The 16,246-nt window shown below is 75.8% G+C and carries 14 protein-coding genes; 5 read left to right on the top strand and 9 right to left on the bottom strand.

The window, feature by feature from the left end; translation table 11 throughout:
• Positions 1 to 74 precede the first annotated feature (74 nt).
• Complete coding sequence (locus U5M74_RS02175) at positions 75 to 2,078, top strand: APC family permease (protein ID WP_410905701.1); 2,004 nt, start codon at positions 75 to 77, stop codon at positions 2,076 to 2,078.
• Positions 2,079 to 2,125: 47 nt separating this feature from the next.
• A complete protein-coding gene (locus tag U5M74_RS02170) occupies positions 2,126 to 3,433 on the top strand; it encodes a class I SAM-dependent RNA methyltransferase (RefSeq protein ID WP_410905699.1) in 1,308 nt (435 codons plus the stop codon).
• A gap of 49 nt (positions 3,434 to 3,482) precedes the next feature.
• On the opposite strand, the gene U5M74_RS02165 is transcribed toward U5M74_RS02170, so the two are convergent.
• From U5M74_RS02165 to U5M74_RS02155, 3 genes are read right to left on the bottom strand one after another with little or no spacing between them, the layout of a single operon-like run.
• Positions 3,483 to 3,686, bottom strand: a complete 204-nt coding sequence (locus U5M74_RS02165; RefSeq protein WP_069984111.1) for a hypothetical protein — start codon at positions 3,684 to 3,686, stop codon at positions 3,483 to 3,485.
• 50 nt (positions 3,687 to 3,736) lie between these two features.
• Positions 3,737 to 4,420, bottom strand: a complete 684-nt coding sequence (locus U5M74_RS02160; RefSeq protein WP_410905697.1) for a hypothetical protein — start codon at positions 4,418 to 4,420, stop codon at positions 3,737 to 3,739.
• The gene (locus U5M74_RS02155) at positions 4,417 to 5,145 is read right to left on the bottom strand and encodes a DUF5701 family protein (protein WP_410905694.1); all 729 of its coding nucleotides are present in this window, start codon (positions 5,143 to 5,145) and stop codon (positions 4,417 to 4,419) included. The genes U5M74_RS02160 and U5M74_RS02155 overlap by 4 nt, the downstream gene beginning before the upstream one ends.
• Positions 5,146 to 5,367: 222 nt before the next feature.
• On the opposite strand from U5M74_RS02155, the gene U5M74_RS02150 reads away from it, so the two are divergent.
• Complete coding sequence (locus tag U5M74_RS02150) at positions 5,368 to 8,187, top strand: aconitate hydratase (protein WP_410905693.1); 2,820 nt, start codon at positions 5,368 to 5,370, stop codon at positions 8,185 to 8,187.
• Between the two features lie 176 nt (positions 8,188 to 8,363).
• Here U5M74_RS02150 and U5M74_RS02145 read toward each other — a convergent pair whose 3' ends face one another.
• Positions 8,364 to 8,813, bottom strand: a complete 450-nt coding sequence (locus U5M74_RS02145; RefSeq protein WP_410905691.1) for a DUF1801 domain-containing protein — start codon at positions 8,811 to 8,813, stop codon at positions 8,364 to 8,366.
• Positions 8,814 to 8,919: 106 nt separating this feature from the next.
• Here U5M74_RS02145 and U5M74_RS02140 point away from each other — a divergent pair, with 106 nt between their 5' ends.
• Positions 8,920 to 9,273: a DsrE family protein gene (locus tag U5M74_RS02140; protein ID WP_410905689.1), complete on the top strand. Its 354-nt coding sequence runs from the start codon at positions 8,920 to 8,922 to the stop codon at positions 9,271 to 9,273.
• Between the two features lie 60 nt (positions 9,274 to 9,333).
• On the opposite strand, the gene U5M74_RS02135 is transcribed toward U5M74_RS02140, so the two are convergent.
• From U5M74_RS02135 to U5M74_RS02125, 3 genes are all read right to left on the bottom strand, one after another.
• Positions 9,334 to 10,290, bottom strand: a complete 957-nt coding sequence (locus tag U5M74_RS02135; protein WP_410905687.1) for a phosphotransferase — start codon at positions 10,288 to 10,290, stop codon at positions 9,334 to 9,336.
• 46 nt (positions 10,291 to 10,336) lie between these two features.
• Positions 10,337 to 11,038, bottom strand: coding sequence for an NUDIX hydrolase (locus U5M74_RS02130; protein WP_410905685.1), 702 nt, complete (start codon positions 11,036 to 11,038; stop codon positions 10,337 to 10,339).
• Positions 11,039 to 11,110: 72 nt separating this feature from the next.
• Positions 11,111 to 12,559: a GuaB1 family IMP dehydrogenase-related protein gene (locus tag U5M74_RS02125; RefSeq protein ID WP_410905683.1), complete on the bottom strand. Its 1,449-nt coding sequence runs from the start codon at positions 12,557 to 12,559 to the stop codon at positions 11,111 to 11,113.
• Positions 12,560 to 12,809: 250 nt separating this feature from the next.
• Between U5M74_RS02125 and dxs the strand changes: the two genes are divergently transcribed.
• Positions 12,810 to 14,702, top strand: coding sequence for a 1-deoxy-D-xylulose-5-phosphate synthase (gene dxs, locus U5M74_RS02120; protein ID WP_410905681.1), 1,893 nt, complete (start codon positions 12,810 to 12,812; stop codon positions 14,700 to 14,702).
• A 27-nt stretch (positions 14,703 to 14,729) separates the two neighbouring features.
• Here dxs and U5M74_RS02115 read toward each other — a convergent pair whose 3' ends face one another.
• Complete coding sequence (locus U5M74_RS02115) at positions 14,730 to 15,830, bottom strand: glutamate--cysteine ligase (RefSeq protein WP_410905679.1); 1,101 nt, start codon at positions 15,828 to 15,830, stop codon at positions 14,730 to 14,732.
• A 39-nt stretch (positions 15,831 to 15,869) separates the two neighbouring features.
• Positions 15,870 to 16,130 (bottom strand): hypothetical protein, encoded by a 261-nt coding sequence (locus U5M74_RS02110; RefSeq protein WP_410905677.1) that lies wholly within the window; start codon positions 16,128 to 16,130, stop codon positions 15,870 to 15,872.
• Positions 16,131 to 16,246: the final 116 nt, after the last annotated feature.

Here is a 16,246-nt window from a genome sequence, read left to right as displayed (position 1 = left end):
GTGCACGGACGGAACGCTACAGCGCCTGCGGCCGGGCGCAGCGCGGGGCCCGGCGCGTGCCTACAGTTCTACTCGTGTCAGACATCGCGGACGTCGCCAAGCGGCTCCTCCTCGGGCGCCCGGTGCGCAGCGAGAAGCTCGGCCACACCCTCCTGCCGAAGCGCATCGCCCTGCCGGTCTTCGCGTCCGACGCGCTGTCGTCGGTCGCGTACGCGCCGGACGAGATCCTGCTGACGCTCGCCGTCGCCGGGCTCGCGGCCACGGCGATCTCGCCGTGGGTCGGCCTGGCCGTCGTGTTCGTGCTGCTGGTCGTCGTGGCCTCCTACCGCCAGAACGTGCACGCCTACCCGTCCGGCGGCGGCGACTACGAGGTCGCCACCGTCAACCTCGGCCCCGCGGCGGGGCTCGGCGTCGCCTCGGCGCTGCTGGTCGACTACGTGCTCACGGTCGCGGTGTCGATCTCCTCGGCCGCCCAGTACGCGGCGTCGGCCGTCCCGGCGCTGCGCGGCCACGAGGCGAGCGCGGCGGTGGTCGCCGTCGTCCTGCTGACGGTGATGAACCTGCGCGGCGTGCGCGAGTCCGGCACGTTCTTCGCCGTCCCTACGTACCTGTTCATGGCCCTCATCGGCATCATGGTGGTCACCGGGGCGGTGCGGTACCTGGCCGGCGACCTGCCCGCCGCGGAGTCGGCGCAGTTCGAGCTCGTGCCCACGGCCGCCTACGACCAGGGCCTCATCGGCCTGGCCGGCGCGTTCCTGCTGGCCCGCGCGTTCGCCTCCGGCTGTGCCGCGCTGACCGGCGTCGAGGCGATCAGCAACGGCGTGCCCGCCTTCCGCAAGCCCAAGTCGCGCAACGCCGCCACGACGCTGCTGCTGCTCGGCACCATCTCGGCCACGATGGTGGTCTCCATCCTCATGCTCGCCCAGGCCACGGGCGTGCACTACGCGGCCGACCCCCAGTCGCAGCTGCGGCTCGACGGCGGCCCCATCCCGGCCGACTACGAGCAGCACCCGACGATCGGCCAGCTCGCCGAGGCGATCTTCACCGGCTTCCCGCCGGCGTTCTACGCCGTCTCGGCCATCACGGGCCTCATCCTCGTGCTGGCGGCCAACACCGCGTTCAACGGCTTCCCGGTGCTCGGCTCGATCCTGGCCAAGGACGGCTTCCTGCCCCGCCAGCTGCACACCCGCGGCGACCGGCTCGCGTTCTCCAACGGCATCATCGCGCTGGCCGCCGCGGCGGTCGTGCTCATCGTCGCGTTCGACGCCGAGGTGACGCGGCTGATCGAGCTGTACATCGTGGGCGTCTTCGTCTCGTTCACCCTGAGCCAGCTCGGCATGATCCGGCACTGGACCCGCGAGCTGAAGCGCGAGCCGGACCCGCGCACCCGGTCGCGGATGAAGCGCTCGCGCGTCGTCAACGCCGTCGGCCTCGCCTGCACCGGCTCCGTGCTGGTCATCGTGCTGCTCACCAAGTTCACCCACGGGGCGTGGATCACCCTCCTCGCCATGGCCGTGCTCTTCGTCCTCATGCGCGGCATCCGGGCGCACTACGACCGGGTGCGCGACGAGCTGTCGCTCGACGACGTCGCCGCGGCGCGCGCCCTGCCGAGCCGCGTGCACGCCCTCGTGCTGGTGTCGAAGCTGCACAAGCCGACGATGCGGGCCGTGGCGTACGCCCGTGCCTCGCGCCCGTCGGTGCTCGAGGCCGTGACGGTGGGCGTCGACCCGGACGAGGTGGCCGACCTCACCCGCCAGTGGGAGTCGCTCGACCTGCCGGTGCCGCTGCGGGTGCTCGACTCGCCGTACCGCGAAATCGGCCGCCCGATCCTCAAGTACGTGCGCTCCATCCGGCGCGAGTCCCCCCGCGACCTCGTCGTCGTGTACATCCCCGAGTACGTCGTCGGCCACTGGTGGGAGCAGCTGCTGCACAACCAGTCGGCGCTGCGCCTCAAGGGCCGGCTGCTGTTCACGCCGGGCGTCGTGGTGGCATCCGTGCCGTGGCAGCTGGCCTCCTCGGCGGGGCACACCGGGCTCGAGGGCGAGGACTACGTGGAGGGCCGGCTGCGCCGGTACTGACGCGCCCGGCGTGCGGCCGGGCCCCTGCGGCGGGAGAGAATGGTGCGGTGCCCCGACCCCACCGCTCCGCGCCCCGCCCCCGCACCGCCGACCCCGAGGCGGGCCGCGAGCTCGACCTCGTCGTCGGCCCCGTCGCCCACGGCGGGCACTGCGTCGCCCGCCACGAGGGCCGCGTCGTGTTCGTGCGGCACGCGCTGCCGGGCGAGCGGGTCCGCGCCGTCGTCACCGAGGGCGGCACGCGGTTCTGGCGCGCCGACGCCGTGGAGGTGCTCGACGCGTCGCCGGAGCGGGTGACGCCCGCCTGGCCCGGTGCGGGTCCCGGCGGCGTGGGCGGCGGCGAGCTGTCCCACGTGGCGCTGCCCGCGCAGCGGCGCTGGAAGGCCGCCGTGCTGGCCGAGCAGCTCGCGCGGCTGGCGCGCCTGGAGCGCGAGGTGGTGGTGGAGGCCGCGCCCGGCGACGAGGAGCGCGGCGGCCTCGGCTATCGCACCCGCATCGACCTGGTCGCCGACGGTGAGGGTCGCGCCGGCATGCGCCGGTTCCGCTCGCACGACGTCGTGCCGCTGGACGGCATGCCGCTGGCGACCGAAGCGGTCGCCGCCCTGGCGGACGCCGAGGGCGTGTGGACGCGCCGCTGGCGCCCGGGCGCCGAGCTCGAGCTGGTCGCGCCCGCCGGCGGCGCCGACCCGGTGCTGCTGGTCGACGGCGCGCCGTGGCACCGCGGCCGTGCGGACACCCGCCCCAACGCCCGCCGCGCCGTCGCCGAGGCCGTCACGGTCACGGCCGGGGCCGTGGCCGGGCAGGAGTTCCGCTTCCGCGTGGCGGCCGACGGGTTCTGGCAGGTGCACCGCGCGGCGCCCGGCGTGCTCGCGGACGCGGTGCTCGCCGCGGTCGGCGACGTGAGCGGCGCCCGGATCCTCGACCTGTACTCCGGCGCGGGCCTGTTCACGCTGCCGCTCGCCGTCGCGGCGGGGGAGTCCGGCCGGGTCGTGGCCGTGGAGGGCGACGCGCGCGCCGTGAAGGACGCGCGCCGCAACGCCCACGCGCTGCCCCAGGTGACGCTGCACCTCGGCGCCGTGGACCGCGTGCTCGCGGGCACGGACGCGGCCGGGGCCGACGTCGGCGGGGCCGACGTCGTCGTCCTCGACCCGCCGCGGGCCGGCGCCGGGCGCGCCGTCGTCGCGACGATCGCCGACCGCGGCCCGCACACCGTCGTCTACGTGGCCTGCGACCCGGCCGCGCTGGCCCGGGACCTGGCGTACTTCGGCGACCACGGGTACGAGCTGCGCGACCTGCGCGGGTTCGACCTGTTCCCGCACACCCACCACGTGGAGGCCGTGGCGGTCCTGCGGCGGTGACGCCGCCGCGCGGCGGTGCGCGGTGGCGGGCGCGAGGACCGGGACCCGGTCAGGCGTAGTAGCGCGTGTCGAGCTGGCGCCGGCCGCCGTCGTCGTCGGTGACCTGGACGATGTACTGGTCGATCGGCGGGAGCCGGCCCTCGCGCCGCTCGCCGGCCAGGACGACCGCGGCGTCGTCGTCGCTGCCGGCGCGGAACGAGTGCACGTCGTCCGGGCCGTCCGTGCGCAGGGCCTCGACGCGGTAGGTAGCCATGACCCACCGTAGGCACGGACGCGCCGGGCTCGCCTCGGCGGACGCCGCCGTCAGATCCGCGCCAGCAGGGCCGCGATCGCGCCCGCGACGGCGTCGGGGTCCACGAGCATGTGCAGGTGGCCGCCGGCGAGCTCGTCGGTGGGCCAGCCCGCGGCGCGCGCCTGCTCCAGCTCCTCCGCGTACGTGCCGCCGAACGCCAGGTAGGCGTTGCGCCCGGACGCCCACCCGGCGGTCACCGGCAGCGTGGCGTCGAGATAGGTCGCCGGCAGCCGCCGCGCCTGGGCCTGGACGCGCTCGAGCGTCGCGTCGTCCGGCACCAGGGCCCGCACGTCGCCGCGCGGCCACCAGCCGGTCCACGGCGGCAGCAGGCCCGCGCCGTCGGCCCGGCCGCGCAGCTCGTCGCGCAGCGCGGGCGGCACCAGCGCCGCCTCCCCGGACGACGGCGGCAGCGCGGCGTCGACGAACACCGTGCCCGCCGGCGGCAGCACCGCCGCGATCGCCGGCACGTACAGCCCGGCGTTGGAGTGCGGCACGAGGACCGGCGGCTCGTCGTCCGGCAGGGCCTCCTCGAAGCCGTCGAGCACCTCGGCGGGCGCGGTGCCGCGCACGGGCGCCACCCGGGTGCGCCAGCCGTGCGACTGCAGGCGCTCGGCGACCGGCTCCCAGACCGCCGGGCCGAGGAACGGGCTCGGCAGGAACGTCACGGGCGGGCGCTGCACCGACGCCGCGGTCACGGGACCACCCGCCGGGTCGTGGAGGCGAAGCCGAGCCAGGTGTGCCGGTTGTTCCACCAGCACCAGCCCACCTTGGGCGCGCCGCGGCGCTCGCGGCCGTCGCGCCCCGTGCCGCCGGAGATCCACAGCGCCGGCGTGCGGGCGTCGTACCGCCCGCCGGCCCGGCGCAGGCGCGAGCCGATCGTCATGTAGCAGACGTTCCGGTCCAGCACCGCCGGTGCCTGCAGCGCCCAGTGCACGCCCTCGGCCAGGGTCAGCGGCGTGCGGCCGCGCGCGGCGAGCTCCGCCGCGGCCTCGGCGGGGGACCAGCCGCGCAGGTCGTCGCCGCGGTCGGGCGGCGCGACGGCGTACACGGGGGCGTCGGGCACCTCGGCGACCGGGCCGAAGGCGTCGACGTCGGTCATGTCGGCGACGACGAAGCCGGCGCGCTCGCCGGCCTGCCGCCCCGGCGCGGGCAGGCGCAGCAGCGGCGCGAGCCGCGACGGCGGCGCGACGGCGGGCGCGAGGACGAGCAGCGCGCCGGGCGGGGCCGTGGCGGCGAGCCGCGCGGCGGCCTCGCGCAGCGCCGCCGGGGCCAGCGGACCGTCGTCGGGCACCGCGCCGAGGGCGAGCAGGCGCTCGGCCTGGGCGGGCAGCGGGGCCAGCGGCGGCGGGGGAGCGGGTGTCGCCGCGGTCTCGGCGGTGGTGCTGGGCGCGGGCGGAGCGGTCGGGCGGAGCGCGGGCATCGGTGTCCTTCCGGTCGGCCGTCGGCGGCCATGGTGCAACGACCGGCGCGGCCGGAAGATTCCCGTGCGGGTGAGGGCACCCTCAGTATCTTGACGTCAAGATATGTGGGATATGCTGGACGCAGTGCCCGGCCCGGCCGGGTGAGCCCCGAAGCCAGCGTCGGTGTCCCGCGTGCGCGAGCGCACGGCCCGGCGCGCGTCAGCCCCGTTGGAGGAGCCGTAGTGAGCAGCGTGGACACGTTCGGATCGAAGGGAACGCTGGAGGTCGGCGGCAAGGCCTACGAGATCTTCCGCCTCGCGGCGGTCGAGGGCCTGGAGCGGCTGCCCTACTCCCTGAAGATCCTCGCCGAGAACCTCCTGCGGACCGAGGACGGCGCGAACATCACCGCCGACCACGTGCGCGCCCTCGCGTCGTGGGACCCGGACGCCCAGCCCGACACCGAGATCCAGTTCACGCCGGCCCGCGTGATCATGCAGGACTTCACCGGCGTGCCCTGCGTCGTGGACCTGGCCACCATGCGCGAGGCCGTCGCGGCCCTCGGCGGCGACCCGGCCCGCATCAACCCGCTGGCCCCGGCCGAGATGGTCATCGACCACTCGGTGCAGATCGACGTCGCCGGCCGCGCCGACGCGTTCCAGCGCAACGTCGAGCTGGAGTACCAGCGCAACCACGAGCGCTACCAGTTCCTGCGCTGGGGCCAGACGGCGTTCGACGACTTCAAGGTGGTGCCCCCGGGCACCGGCATCGTGCACCAGGTCAACATCGAGTACCTGGCCCGCACGGTCATGACCCGCGAGGTGGACGGTGCGCTGCGCGCCTACCCCGACACCTGCGTGGGCACCGACTCGCACACCACGATGGTCAACGGCCTGGGCGTGCTGGGCTGGGGCGTCGGCGGCATCGAGGCCGAGGCCGCCATGCTGGGCCAGCCGGTGTCGATGCTCATCCCGCGCGTCGTCGGCTTCAGGCTGTCGGGCTCCATCCCGGCCGGCGTGACCGCCACCGACGTCGTGCTCACCATCACCCAGATGCTGCGCCAGCACGGCGTGGTGGGGAAGTTCGTCGAGTTCTACGGCGAGGGCGTCGCCCAGGTGCCGCTGGCCAACCGCGCCACCATCGGCAACATGTCGCCGGAGTTCGGCTCCACGGCCGCCATCTTCCCGATCGACTCGGTCACCGTCGACTACCTGCGCCTGACCGGCCGCAGCGACGAGCAGCTCGCGCTCGTCGAGGCGTACGCCAAGGAGCAGGGCCTGTGGCTCGACCCGAGCGCCGAGGGCTACACCGAGCCGGTGTTCTCCGAGTACCTCGAGCTCGACCTGTCCACCGTCGTGCCGTCGATCGCCGGCCCGAAGCGCCCGCAGGACCGCATCGAGCTGTCCGAGGCCAAGGAGTCGTTCGCCTCGGCGATCCTCGACTACGTCAGCGCCGACGAGGCCGCGCCGTTCACCGGCCTGGACGAGTCGGTCGACGAGACCTTCCCGGCCTCGGACCCGATCGCCGCCTCGGCCCACGACAACCCGTCGGACCAGCCGGTCGCGCCCGGCCACGGCGACTCCGCCGCGCGCCCGCACAAGGTCGTCGACGTCACGCTCGCCGACGGCACGACGACGCAGCTCGACCACGGCCACGTCGTGATCGCCTCGATCACCTCGTGCACCAACACCTCGAACCCGTCGGTCATGCTCGCCGCCGCGCTGCTGGCCAAGAACGCCGTCGACAAGGGCCTGGCCTCCAAGCCGTGGGTCAAGACGTCGATGGCCCCGGGCTCGCAGGTCGTCACCGACTACTACGAGAAGGCCGGCCTGTGGCCGTACCTCGAGAAGCTCGGCTTCCACCTGGTCGGCTACGGCTGCGCCACCTGCATCGGCAACTCCGGCCCGCTGTCGGACGAGATCTCGGCGTCGGTCAACGAGCACGACCTGTCGGTCGTCTCGGTGCTGTCCGGCAACCGCAACTTCGAGGGCCGGATCAACCCGGACGTCAAGATGAACTACCTGGCGTCGCCGCCGCTGGTCATCGCCTACGCCCTGGCCGGCACGATGGACTTCGACTTCGACGGCCAGCCGCTCGGCACCGACACCGAGGGCAACCCGGTGTTCCTCCGGGACATCTGGCCGTCCCCGGAGGAGGTCCAGGCGACGATCGACGCGTCGATCGACCGCGACATGTTCACCAAGGACTACGCGGACGTCTTCGCCGGCGACGAGCGGTGGCGCGCGCTGGAGACCCCCGAGGGCGACACCTTCGCCTGGGACGCGGAGTCGACCTACGTGCGCAAGCCCCCGTACTTCGAGGGCATGGGCGCGACGCCGGAGCCGGTCGCCGACATCTCCGGCGCCCGCGTGCTGGCCAAGCTGGGCGACTCGGTCACCACCGACCACATCTCGCCCGCCGGCGCCATCAAGCCGGACAGCCCGGCCGGCCGCTACCTGGCCGAGCACGGCGTCGAGCGTCGCGACTTCAACTCCTACGGCTCGCGCCGCGGCAACCACGAGGTGATGATCCGCGGCACGTTCGCGAACATCCGCCTGAAGAACCAGCTCCTGGACGGCGTCGAGGGTGGCTTCACCTTCAACTTCGTCAAGGGCGCCCAGGACACGATCTACGACGCGGCGCAGGACTACGCGGCGCAGGGCACCCCGCTGGTCGTGCTGGGCGGCAAGGAGTACGGCTCGGGCTCGTCGCGCGACTGGGCCGCCAAGGGCACCGCGCTGCTGGGCGTCAAGGCCGTCATCACCGAGTCGTTCGAGCGCATCCACCGCTCCAACCTCATCGGCATGGGCGTGCTGCCGCTGCAGTTCCCGGCCGGCGAGAGCGCCGCGTCGCTCGGCCTGGACGGCACCGAGACGTTCGACATCGCCGGCATCACGGCGCTCAACGAGGGCACCACGCCCTCCACGGTGCACGTGACCGCCACGAAGGAGGACGGCTCGACGGTCGAGTTCGACGCGGTCGTCCGCATCGACACGCCCGGCGAGGCCGACTACTACCGCAACGGCGGCATCCTGCAGTACGTGCTGCGCTCGCTGGTGGGCTGAGCCCCCGGCCTCACGCACGACGACGGCGCCCCGTCGCTCCAGGTGGAGCGGCGGGGCGCCGTCGTGCTGCCGGACGCTGGACCTGAGCCGCGCCGAGCGTCGCGCTCTCCCGGCTTCCGAGGCCCGGAAGCCGGGGAACGACGACGCTCGACGGCAGGCGGGTGACCGCGGACGCCTCAGCCGGCGGCGCCGTCGCGGGCGCGCTGCCCGAACGTGCTCGCCGTGACCGTGGCGTACGAGCGCCGCACCACGTCCTCGAGCACCTCGAGGTCCACCGCGCCGAGGTCCTTGAGGTACAGGCAGCCGACGCCGGTGGTGTGCGGGCCGAGCCGCTCCAGCGCCGGGGCGTGCGCGTCGACGCCGTCGGGCAGGTACACCGTCGTCGCGGCCTTGCGCGGGGAGAACGCGGCGGCGGGCGCGTCGCCCTCGTGGCCGCTCGCGTACCGGTAGTGGTACTCGCCGAACCCGATCATCGAGGCGCCGAACATCCGCGGCTCCTGCCCGGTGGCCCGGGCCATCAGCCCGAGCAGCGTCTCGGCGTCCCGCCGGCGGACCGGGTGCGCGACGGCGGCGACGTGCTCCCGCGGGTCGGAGTCCGTCCAGGTCGTGGTGGGCTTCTTCGCCATGGTCCCAGTCTGCGACATCGGCCCGCCGCGCGAGGAGGACGCGCGCTACGGTCCGGGCCGGCGGCGCACCCGGGCCGTCGAGACGACGTTGACGAGGGAGCGCGACGTGCCGAAGACCGTCATCCACCTGTTCCACGACGACCCCGACTCGCTGGCGACCGGCAGCCGCGTGGCGCAGCGCGTGCTGGAGGCCGCCGGCGACCACGGCGTCGACGTGGAGGTGTTCTGCTTCGGCCCGGCGCAGCGGCGGCTGGGCGCGGGCGCCTCGGAGGCCGAGCGCACGTTCGACCGGCAGCTCGACGAGCTGGTCGCCGCCGGGGTCCGTGTCGGGGCGTGCGTGAACGCGGCCCGCGCCGAGGGCACCGAGGGCGCGCTGCTGGCCCGCGGCTTCCAGCTGCACGTGGCCCGGGACGAGCTGCTCCGCTTCACGCTCGAGGGCGCGACGGTCGTCACCTTCTGAAGGCTTCTGACCACTTCTGGGGCCGGGGCACCCGGCCGGGACGCCCCGACCACTCCTCGGTCACGCCTCGGCGGCCAGCTCGCGCAGCGCGTGCTCGCCGATCGGCACGAGGCGCGGGTGCTCGTCCGGGTGGGCGACCATGCTCGCCGCGTACAGCGCGGCCCAGCCGCCGGCCCGCGCCCACGTCGCGGCGTCCCAGCCGCGCCCGCCGTCCGCGCGGGCGTCGACGACCGCCCGGCACCGGGCCCGGCCCGCGGCGTCGAACGCGAGCCACAGCCCGCCGAGGTCCGAGGCGGGGTCGCCGGCGGTGACGTCGCCGAAGTCGACGGCGGCGACCAGCCGGTCCGGCGCGCCGCCGGCCGTGCCGCGCCCGCCCGGTGCCACGACGAGGTTGGCCGGGTGCGGGTCGCCGTGCAGCCACACCGGCGGGCCGGCGTGCGGCGGGGCCGCGAGGGCCGTGCGCCACGCGCGCAGGGCGCCGGCGCGCCACCGGGCCGGCACCGCCGCGAGCCGCTCGGCCAGCCGGTGCGGGTCGCGCGCCTCCGGCCGCTCGGCCAGCGCGACCCCGCGGAACGGGTTGGCCGGGGCGCCGGCGGCGCCGTCGGGCACGTGCAGCGCGGCCAGGAACGCCCCGAGGGCCGGCGCCCACGCCGTGCGAGCGGCCACCGGCGTGGCCTCGGCGGCGACGCCGTCGAGCCACGGGACCACGCTCCAGGCCCACGGGTAGCCGAGCGCCGCGCTGGGCCGCCCCACCCGCACGGGCGCGGGCACGGCGACGCCGGTGGGCGCCAGGCGTGCGGCCAGGGCGGGCAGCGCCCGCTGCTCGTGCTCCACGAGGTGCGCGGCGGCGGCGCGGCGCGGCAGGCGCAGGGCCAGGTGCTCGCCGAGCCGCAGCATCACGTTGTCCCACCCGTGCGCGGCGACGCTCAGCCCGCCGCGCTCCAGCAGGTCGGGGTGCTGCTCGGCCAGCAGCGCACGGCCCAGCCCCACGGTGACGTCGAGGTCGGCGGTGACCATCAGCGCCGCCCCGCTGCCGCGCGACCGGCGGCGGCGGACGTCGCGCTCACGGGATCTCGAGCTCGCGGGCGGCGTCCCACGGCTCGGTCCAGCCCAGGTGCTCGAACAGCGAGTCGAGGATCCCGGCGGTGAACCCCCACACCAGGCGCTCGGCGCCGTCGGCCTCCACGACGAACGCCGGGCCGCGCCAGGTGCGCCCGCCGCGGTGCAGCACCGAGGTGTACCGGCGGGCGGGGTCCAGGAGGTCGGCCACGGGGACGCGGAACACCGCCGCGGACTCCGCGACGTCGACGACGCCCACCGGCGTGGGCCGGGCCCACCAGCCGAGCACCGGGGTCACCCGGTGGTTGCTGCCCGGCATCGGGATCTCGGGCAGCACGCCGAGCACCTCGACGCCGGCCGGGTCGAGGCCGGTCTCCTCGACGGCCTCGCGCAGCGCGGCCGCGACGGTGCCCTCGCCCGGGTCCAGGCGCCCGCCGGGGAACGCGACCTGCCCGGCGTGCGAGCGCAGCGTCGCCGCGCGGGCCAGCAGCAGCACGTCCAGGTCGGCCGCGACGGCCTCCGCCTGGGCCTCGTGGTCGGCGGGCAGCCCGTCGAGCACGCCGAACAGCACCAGCACGGCGGCGGCCCGCGCGGCGGCGGGGTCGGCCAGCGCGCCGCGCGCGTGCGGCCACGGCCCGGGGAACGCCGGGTCGTGGGCGAGCGCGAGGAGCTGGGCGCGGGCGGAGCCGGCCTCGACGGTGGTCACCCGTCGAGGCTAGCCCGCCCGCGCGCCGTCACGGCGCGGGCGGCGACGCGCGGGGCGCCGCCGGGAGCGGGCTCACCAGCTCGTCGGCAGCGGCATGCCCTCCTGGTAGCCGGCGGCCGACTGGATGCCGACCAGGGCCCGCTCGTGGAACTCCGCCAGGGTGCGCGCCCCGGCGTAGGTGCACGAGGAGCGCAGGCCCGAGGTGATCTCGTCGAGGAGGTCCTCGACGCCGGGCCGCTGCGGGTCGAGGTACATCTTCCCGGTGGAGATGCCCTCCTCGTACAGGGCCTTGCGGGCGCGGTCGAACGCCGTGCCGGCGCCGGCCGTCCGGGCCGCGACGGCGCGGGCGGAGGCCATGCCGAAGCTCTCCTTGTAGAGCCGGCCGGTGCCGTCGTCGTGCAGGTCGCCGGGCGACTCGTACGTGCCGGCGAACCAGGAGCCGATCATGACCTGCGACGCGCCGGCCGCCAGGGCCAGGGCCACGTCGCGCGGGTGGCGCACGCCGCCGTCGGCCCACACGTGCTTGCCGAGCCCGCGGGCGGCCTCGGCGCACTCGAGCACGGCGGAGAACTGCGGGCGCCCGACGGCGGTCTGCATGCGGGTGGTGCACATCGCGCCCGGGCCGACGCCCACCTTGAGGATGTCGGCGCCCGCGGCGACGAGGTCGCGCACGCCGGCGGCGGTCACCACGTTGCCGGCCACGACCGGCACGTCCGGAGCGACCGAGCGCACGGCCTCCAGCGCCTGCAGCATCTTGGTCTGGTGCCCGTGGGCGGTGTCGACGACGAGGACGTCGACGCCCGCGGCGAGCAGGTCCTTGGCCTTCGCCGCGACGTCGCCGTTGATGCCCACGGCCGCGCCGACCCGCAGCCGGCCGTCGGCGTCGAGGGCCGGCCGGTACACGTGCGAGCGCACGACGCCCTTGCGGGTGAGCACGCCCGCGAGCACGCCGTCGCGCACCACCGGCGCCAGGTGCACCTTGGCGGCGTGCAGGCGCTCGTACGTGGCCTCGAGGCCCTCGCGCTCGACGTCGGCGGCGTCCAGGGCGAACAGCTCGCCCGACATCACGCGGCCCACCTGCGCGAACCGGTCGACGCCGGCGCAGTCGGCCTCGGTGACGACGCCGACGGGGCGGCCGTCCTCGACCACCACGGCGGCGCCGTGGGCGCGCTTGCCGAGCAGGGTCAGCACGGTGGCGACGGTCTCGGTGGGCGCGACCACGACCGGCGTCTCGACGACGGGGTCCTTGGCCTTGACGCCCGCGACGACGTCGGCGACCACGTCGGCCGGGATGTCCTGGGGGATGACGGCGATGCCGCCGCGGCGGGCGACCGTCTCGGCCATCCGGCGGCCGGAGACCGCGGTCATGTTCGCCACGACGACCGGGATGGTGGCCCCGGTGCCGTCGGCGGCGGAGAGGTCGACGTCGAAGCGGCTGGTCACGTCCGAGCGGGACGGGACGAGGAAGACGTCGCCGTAGGTGAGGTCGGTGGTGGGCTGCTGCCCGTCGAGGAAGCGCACTGGTGGTCCCCAGAGGTCTCGGCGCGGCCGGCCTCGGCCGCGCTCGCGTGCCGACGGTGTGGTTTTCCCGTCGGCACCTTGAAACGTACCGCCTCGGCGCGCCGGGCGGTGTGTCGGGGCGCACAGGGCCCCGGCCGGGCGGTGTGGGCGGCGTGCAGATCGCGTGAGCGGCGCCGTCGCGGCCCGCTCCCCGTGCGGGTGGAGGGCCCCGAGCGCCTACAGTGGTACGGCCACGATCGAAGGAGTGTTCATGGGTCTGCTGGCCGGCATCCGGTCGCCCGAGGACGTGCGACGGCTCACCGCCGCGGAGACCACCGCGCTGGCGGCCGAGATCCGCCGCTTCCTCGTCCAGGAGGTCTCCCGCACCGGCGGGCACCTCGGGCCGAACCTCGGCGTCGTCGAGCTGACCATCGCGCTGCACCGGGTCTTCGCCTCGCCGCGCGACGCGATCGTCTTCGACACCGGCCACCAGTCGTACGTGCACAAGCTGCTCACCGGCCGCCAGGACTTCTCGGCGCTGCGCAAGCGCGGCGGGCTGTCCGGCTACCCGTCGCGTGCCGAGTCCGAGCACGACGTCGTCGAGAACTCGCACGCGTCCACGGCGCTGTCCTGGGCCGACGGCATCGCCAAGGCCAACCGCGTCAAGGGCGAGACGGACCGCACGGCCGTGGCCGTGATCGGCGACGGCGCCCTCACCGGCGGCATGGCGTGGGAGGCCCTGAACAACATCGCGGCCTCCGACCGCCGCCTGGTCATCGTGGTCAACGACAACGGGCGGTCCTACTCGCCGACCATCGGCGGCCTGGCCAACCACCTCGACACACTGCGCACCACCCGCGGGTACGAGCAGTTCCTCGAGTGGGGCAAGCGCGCGCTGTACCGCACCGGCGCCCCGGGCCGCTTCGCGTACGACTGGCTGCACGGGCTCAAGAAGGGCCTCAAGGACGTCGTCGCGCCGCAGGGCATGTTCGAGGACCTCGGCATCAAGTACATCGGCCCGGTCGACGGGCACGACGTCGTGGCGATGGAGCACGCGCTGCGCCGGGCCAAGGCCTACGGCGCGCCCGTCATCGTGCACGCCATCACCGAGAAGGGCCGCGGCTACACGCCCGCCGAGCAGGACGTCGCCGACCGCTTCCACGCCGTCGGGCAGATCCACCCGGAGACCGGCCTGCCGGTCGCGCCGAGCCGGTTCGGCTGGACCAGCGTGTTCGCCGACGAGATCGTCGCGATCGGCCGCCGCCGGCCTGACGTCGTGGCGGTCACCGCCGCGATGCTGCACCCCGTGGGGCTCGCGCCGTTCGCCGCGGAGTTCCCGGAGCGCACCTTCGACGTCGGCATCGCCGAGCAGCACGCCGCGACGTCCGCCGCCGGCATGGCGTTCGCCGGCCTGCACCCCGTCGTCGCCGTGTACGCCACGTTCCTCAACCGCGCCTTCGACCAGGTGCTCATGGACGTGGCGCTGCACAAGGCCGGCGTGACGTTCGTGCTCGACCGCGCCGGAATCACCGGCGACGACGGCGCGAGCCACAACGGCATGTGGGACATGGCGATGCTGCGCATCGTGCCCGGGCTGCGGCTCGCGGCCCCGCGCGACGAGGCGACGCTGCGCGGCGCGCTGCGCCAGGCCGTGGACGTCGACGACGCGCCCACCGTGGTGCGCTACCCGAAGGGCGCGCTGGTCGACCCGATCCCCGCGGTCGAGGAGCTGGACGGCGTCGACGTCGTCGCGCGGCACGCCGCCGCCGGCGACGTGGCCGCAGGGGCCGGGCGCCGCGTGCTCGTCGTCGGCGTCGGCTCGCTGGCCGGCACGGCCCTGACCACGGGCGAGGCGCTCGCGGCCCACGGCCTCGAGGTGACCGTGGCCTCGCCCACCTGGGTGCTGCCCGTGCCGGAGGCGCTCGTGAAGCTCGCCGGCGAGCACGACCTGGTGGTCACGCTCGAGGACGGCGTGGTCGACGGCGGCGTGGGCGCGATGCTCGCGCAGCGGGCGGGCGAGCAGGGGATCGTCACGCCGTACGTCCACGTTGGCCTGCCCGTGGGCTTCCTCGACCACGCCAGCCGCGACCAGGTGGTGGCCGCGCAGCGGATGACCGCCGCCGACGCGACCCGGGACGCGCTCACGGCGCTCGCGCTGCTCTGACGTCGGCGTCGCTGGCGGCGCGGGGCGTCAGGCGAGGAAGGCGTCCGCGGCGCGGAGCGCGACCGCCCCGAGCTCGCCCCCGGCCTCGACGGCCCAGGCCCGCTGCCGGGCCGCGCCGGAGCCCGTGGACCACAGCCGCCCCAGCATCTCCGTCACCGCGTCGAGGTCGCCGGCGTCCACCAGCGCGTCGCGCACGTGGTCGACCAGCACGCCGACGACGTCGTGCGCCCCGACCGGCCGGCCGCTGCGCGGGTCCAGCAGGTCGCCGTCGAGGCCCGAGCGGCCAGCCCGCCAGTGCGCGGTGCGCAGGATCTCCGGCGGGGTGTCCGGCAGCGGCGCGCCGGCGTCGGCCTCGCGGGCGGCCGTCTCCACGAGCCCGCGGGCGAGCGCGGCCAGGAGCGCGGCGGTCGAGGAGTCGAGGCACACGTCCCCGACGCGGATCTCGACGGTCGGGTACTTGGACGACAGGCGGGCGTCGAAGTAGACCATGTTCTCGTCGAGGATCGTGCCGGTGGCCACGAGCGCCTTGACGGCGGCGTGGTACGCGTCCGGGGTGCGGAACGCCCGGGTGGGCCCGGCGGTGGGCCAGCGCGCCCACACCTGCGAGCGGAAGCTGTGGTACCCGGAGTCCTGGCCCTGCCAGAAGGGCGAGTTCACGGAGATCGCGAGCAACGGGGCGAGCCACGGGCCGATGCGGTCGAGCACCTCGACGCCCTCGGCGTCGTCCGTCACCGAGACGTGCACGTGGCAGCCGCTGGTGAGCTGCTCGCGCGCGGTGAGGCCGAACTGCTCGCGGGCGCGCAGGTAGCGCAGCTTGCCCACGGTGGTGCCGGTGAAGGGGACGGGGGAGGTGGCCAGGGCCGCGACGCGCGCGCCCTGCCGCTCGGCGGCGTCCTGGGCGCCGCGGCGCCCGGCGTGCAGGGCCTCGGCGAGCTCGGTGAGGGAGAACGACGGCGGCGTGGCCGTCTCGATCTGCTCCTCCATGAACTCGTTCTCGAGCGGGCCGTCACCCGCCTCGGCGGTCTCCAGCACGTCCTGGGCCTTGGCGAACGGCGACCCGTCCTCCGTCACCAGGAGCAGCTCTTCCTCGACCCCGAACGAGCGCAGCGTTGTCACGTCGGGAAGCATGGCAGAGGCCGTCGGACGCCGCGCGGCCGACGACGGACGTCACACCTCGCCGTCAGCCGGCCGCTCCGGGTGCGGCGGGTCGTCCGGGTCGGCAGGGCCGTCGGGGCCGTCGGGGTCGTCCGGGGCGGCCGAGACGCTGCCGTACGCCTCGGCGATCGCCGCCCAGCGCCCGAGGCCCGCCTCGACGCGGTCGCGGGCCGGCGAGGGCGGGCGCGCGACGAGCTCGGCCGCCAGCTCCGTCGCCAGCAGCTCCAGCTCCGCGCGCGACAGGTGCGCCAGCCACGGCAGCCTCGCCGACATGGCACGAGTGTGCCCGCCCGGGCGTCCTGGGCACCAGCGCCCCGGGCGTGCGCCACGGGTGACGTTCCCGGACGGCACGACGGCGGCCGGCCCCGTGGGGACCGGCCGCCGTCGGG

This window comes from Puerhibacterium sp. TATVAM-FAB25 (assembly GCF_046535855.1).
Classification (GTDB): Bacteria; Actinomycetota; Actinomycetes; order Actinomycetales; family Cellulomonadaceae; genus Puerhibacterium; species Puerhibacterium variabilis_A.
Note: the sequence above shows the minus strand (reverse complement) of the source record. Positions and strands in the feature narration are given on the sequence as shown.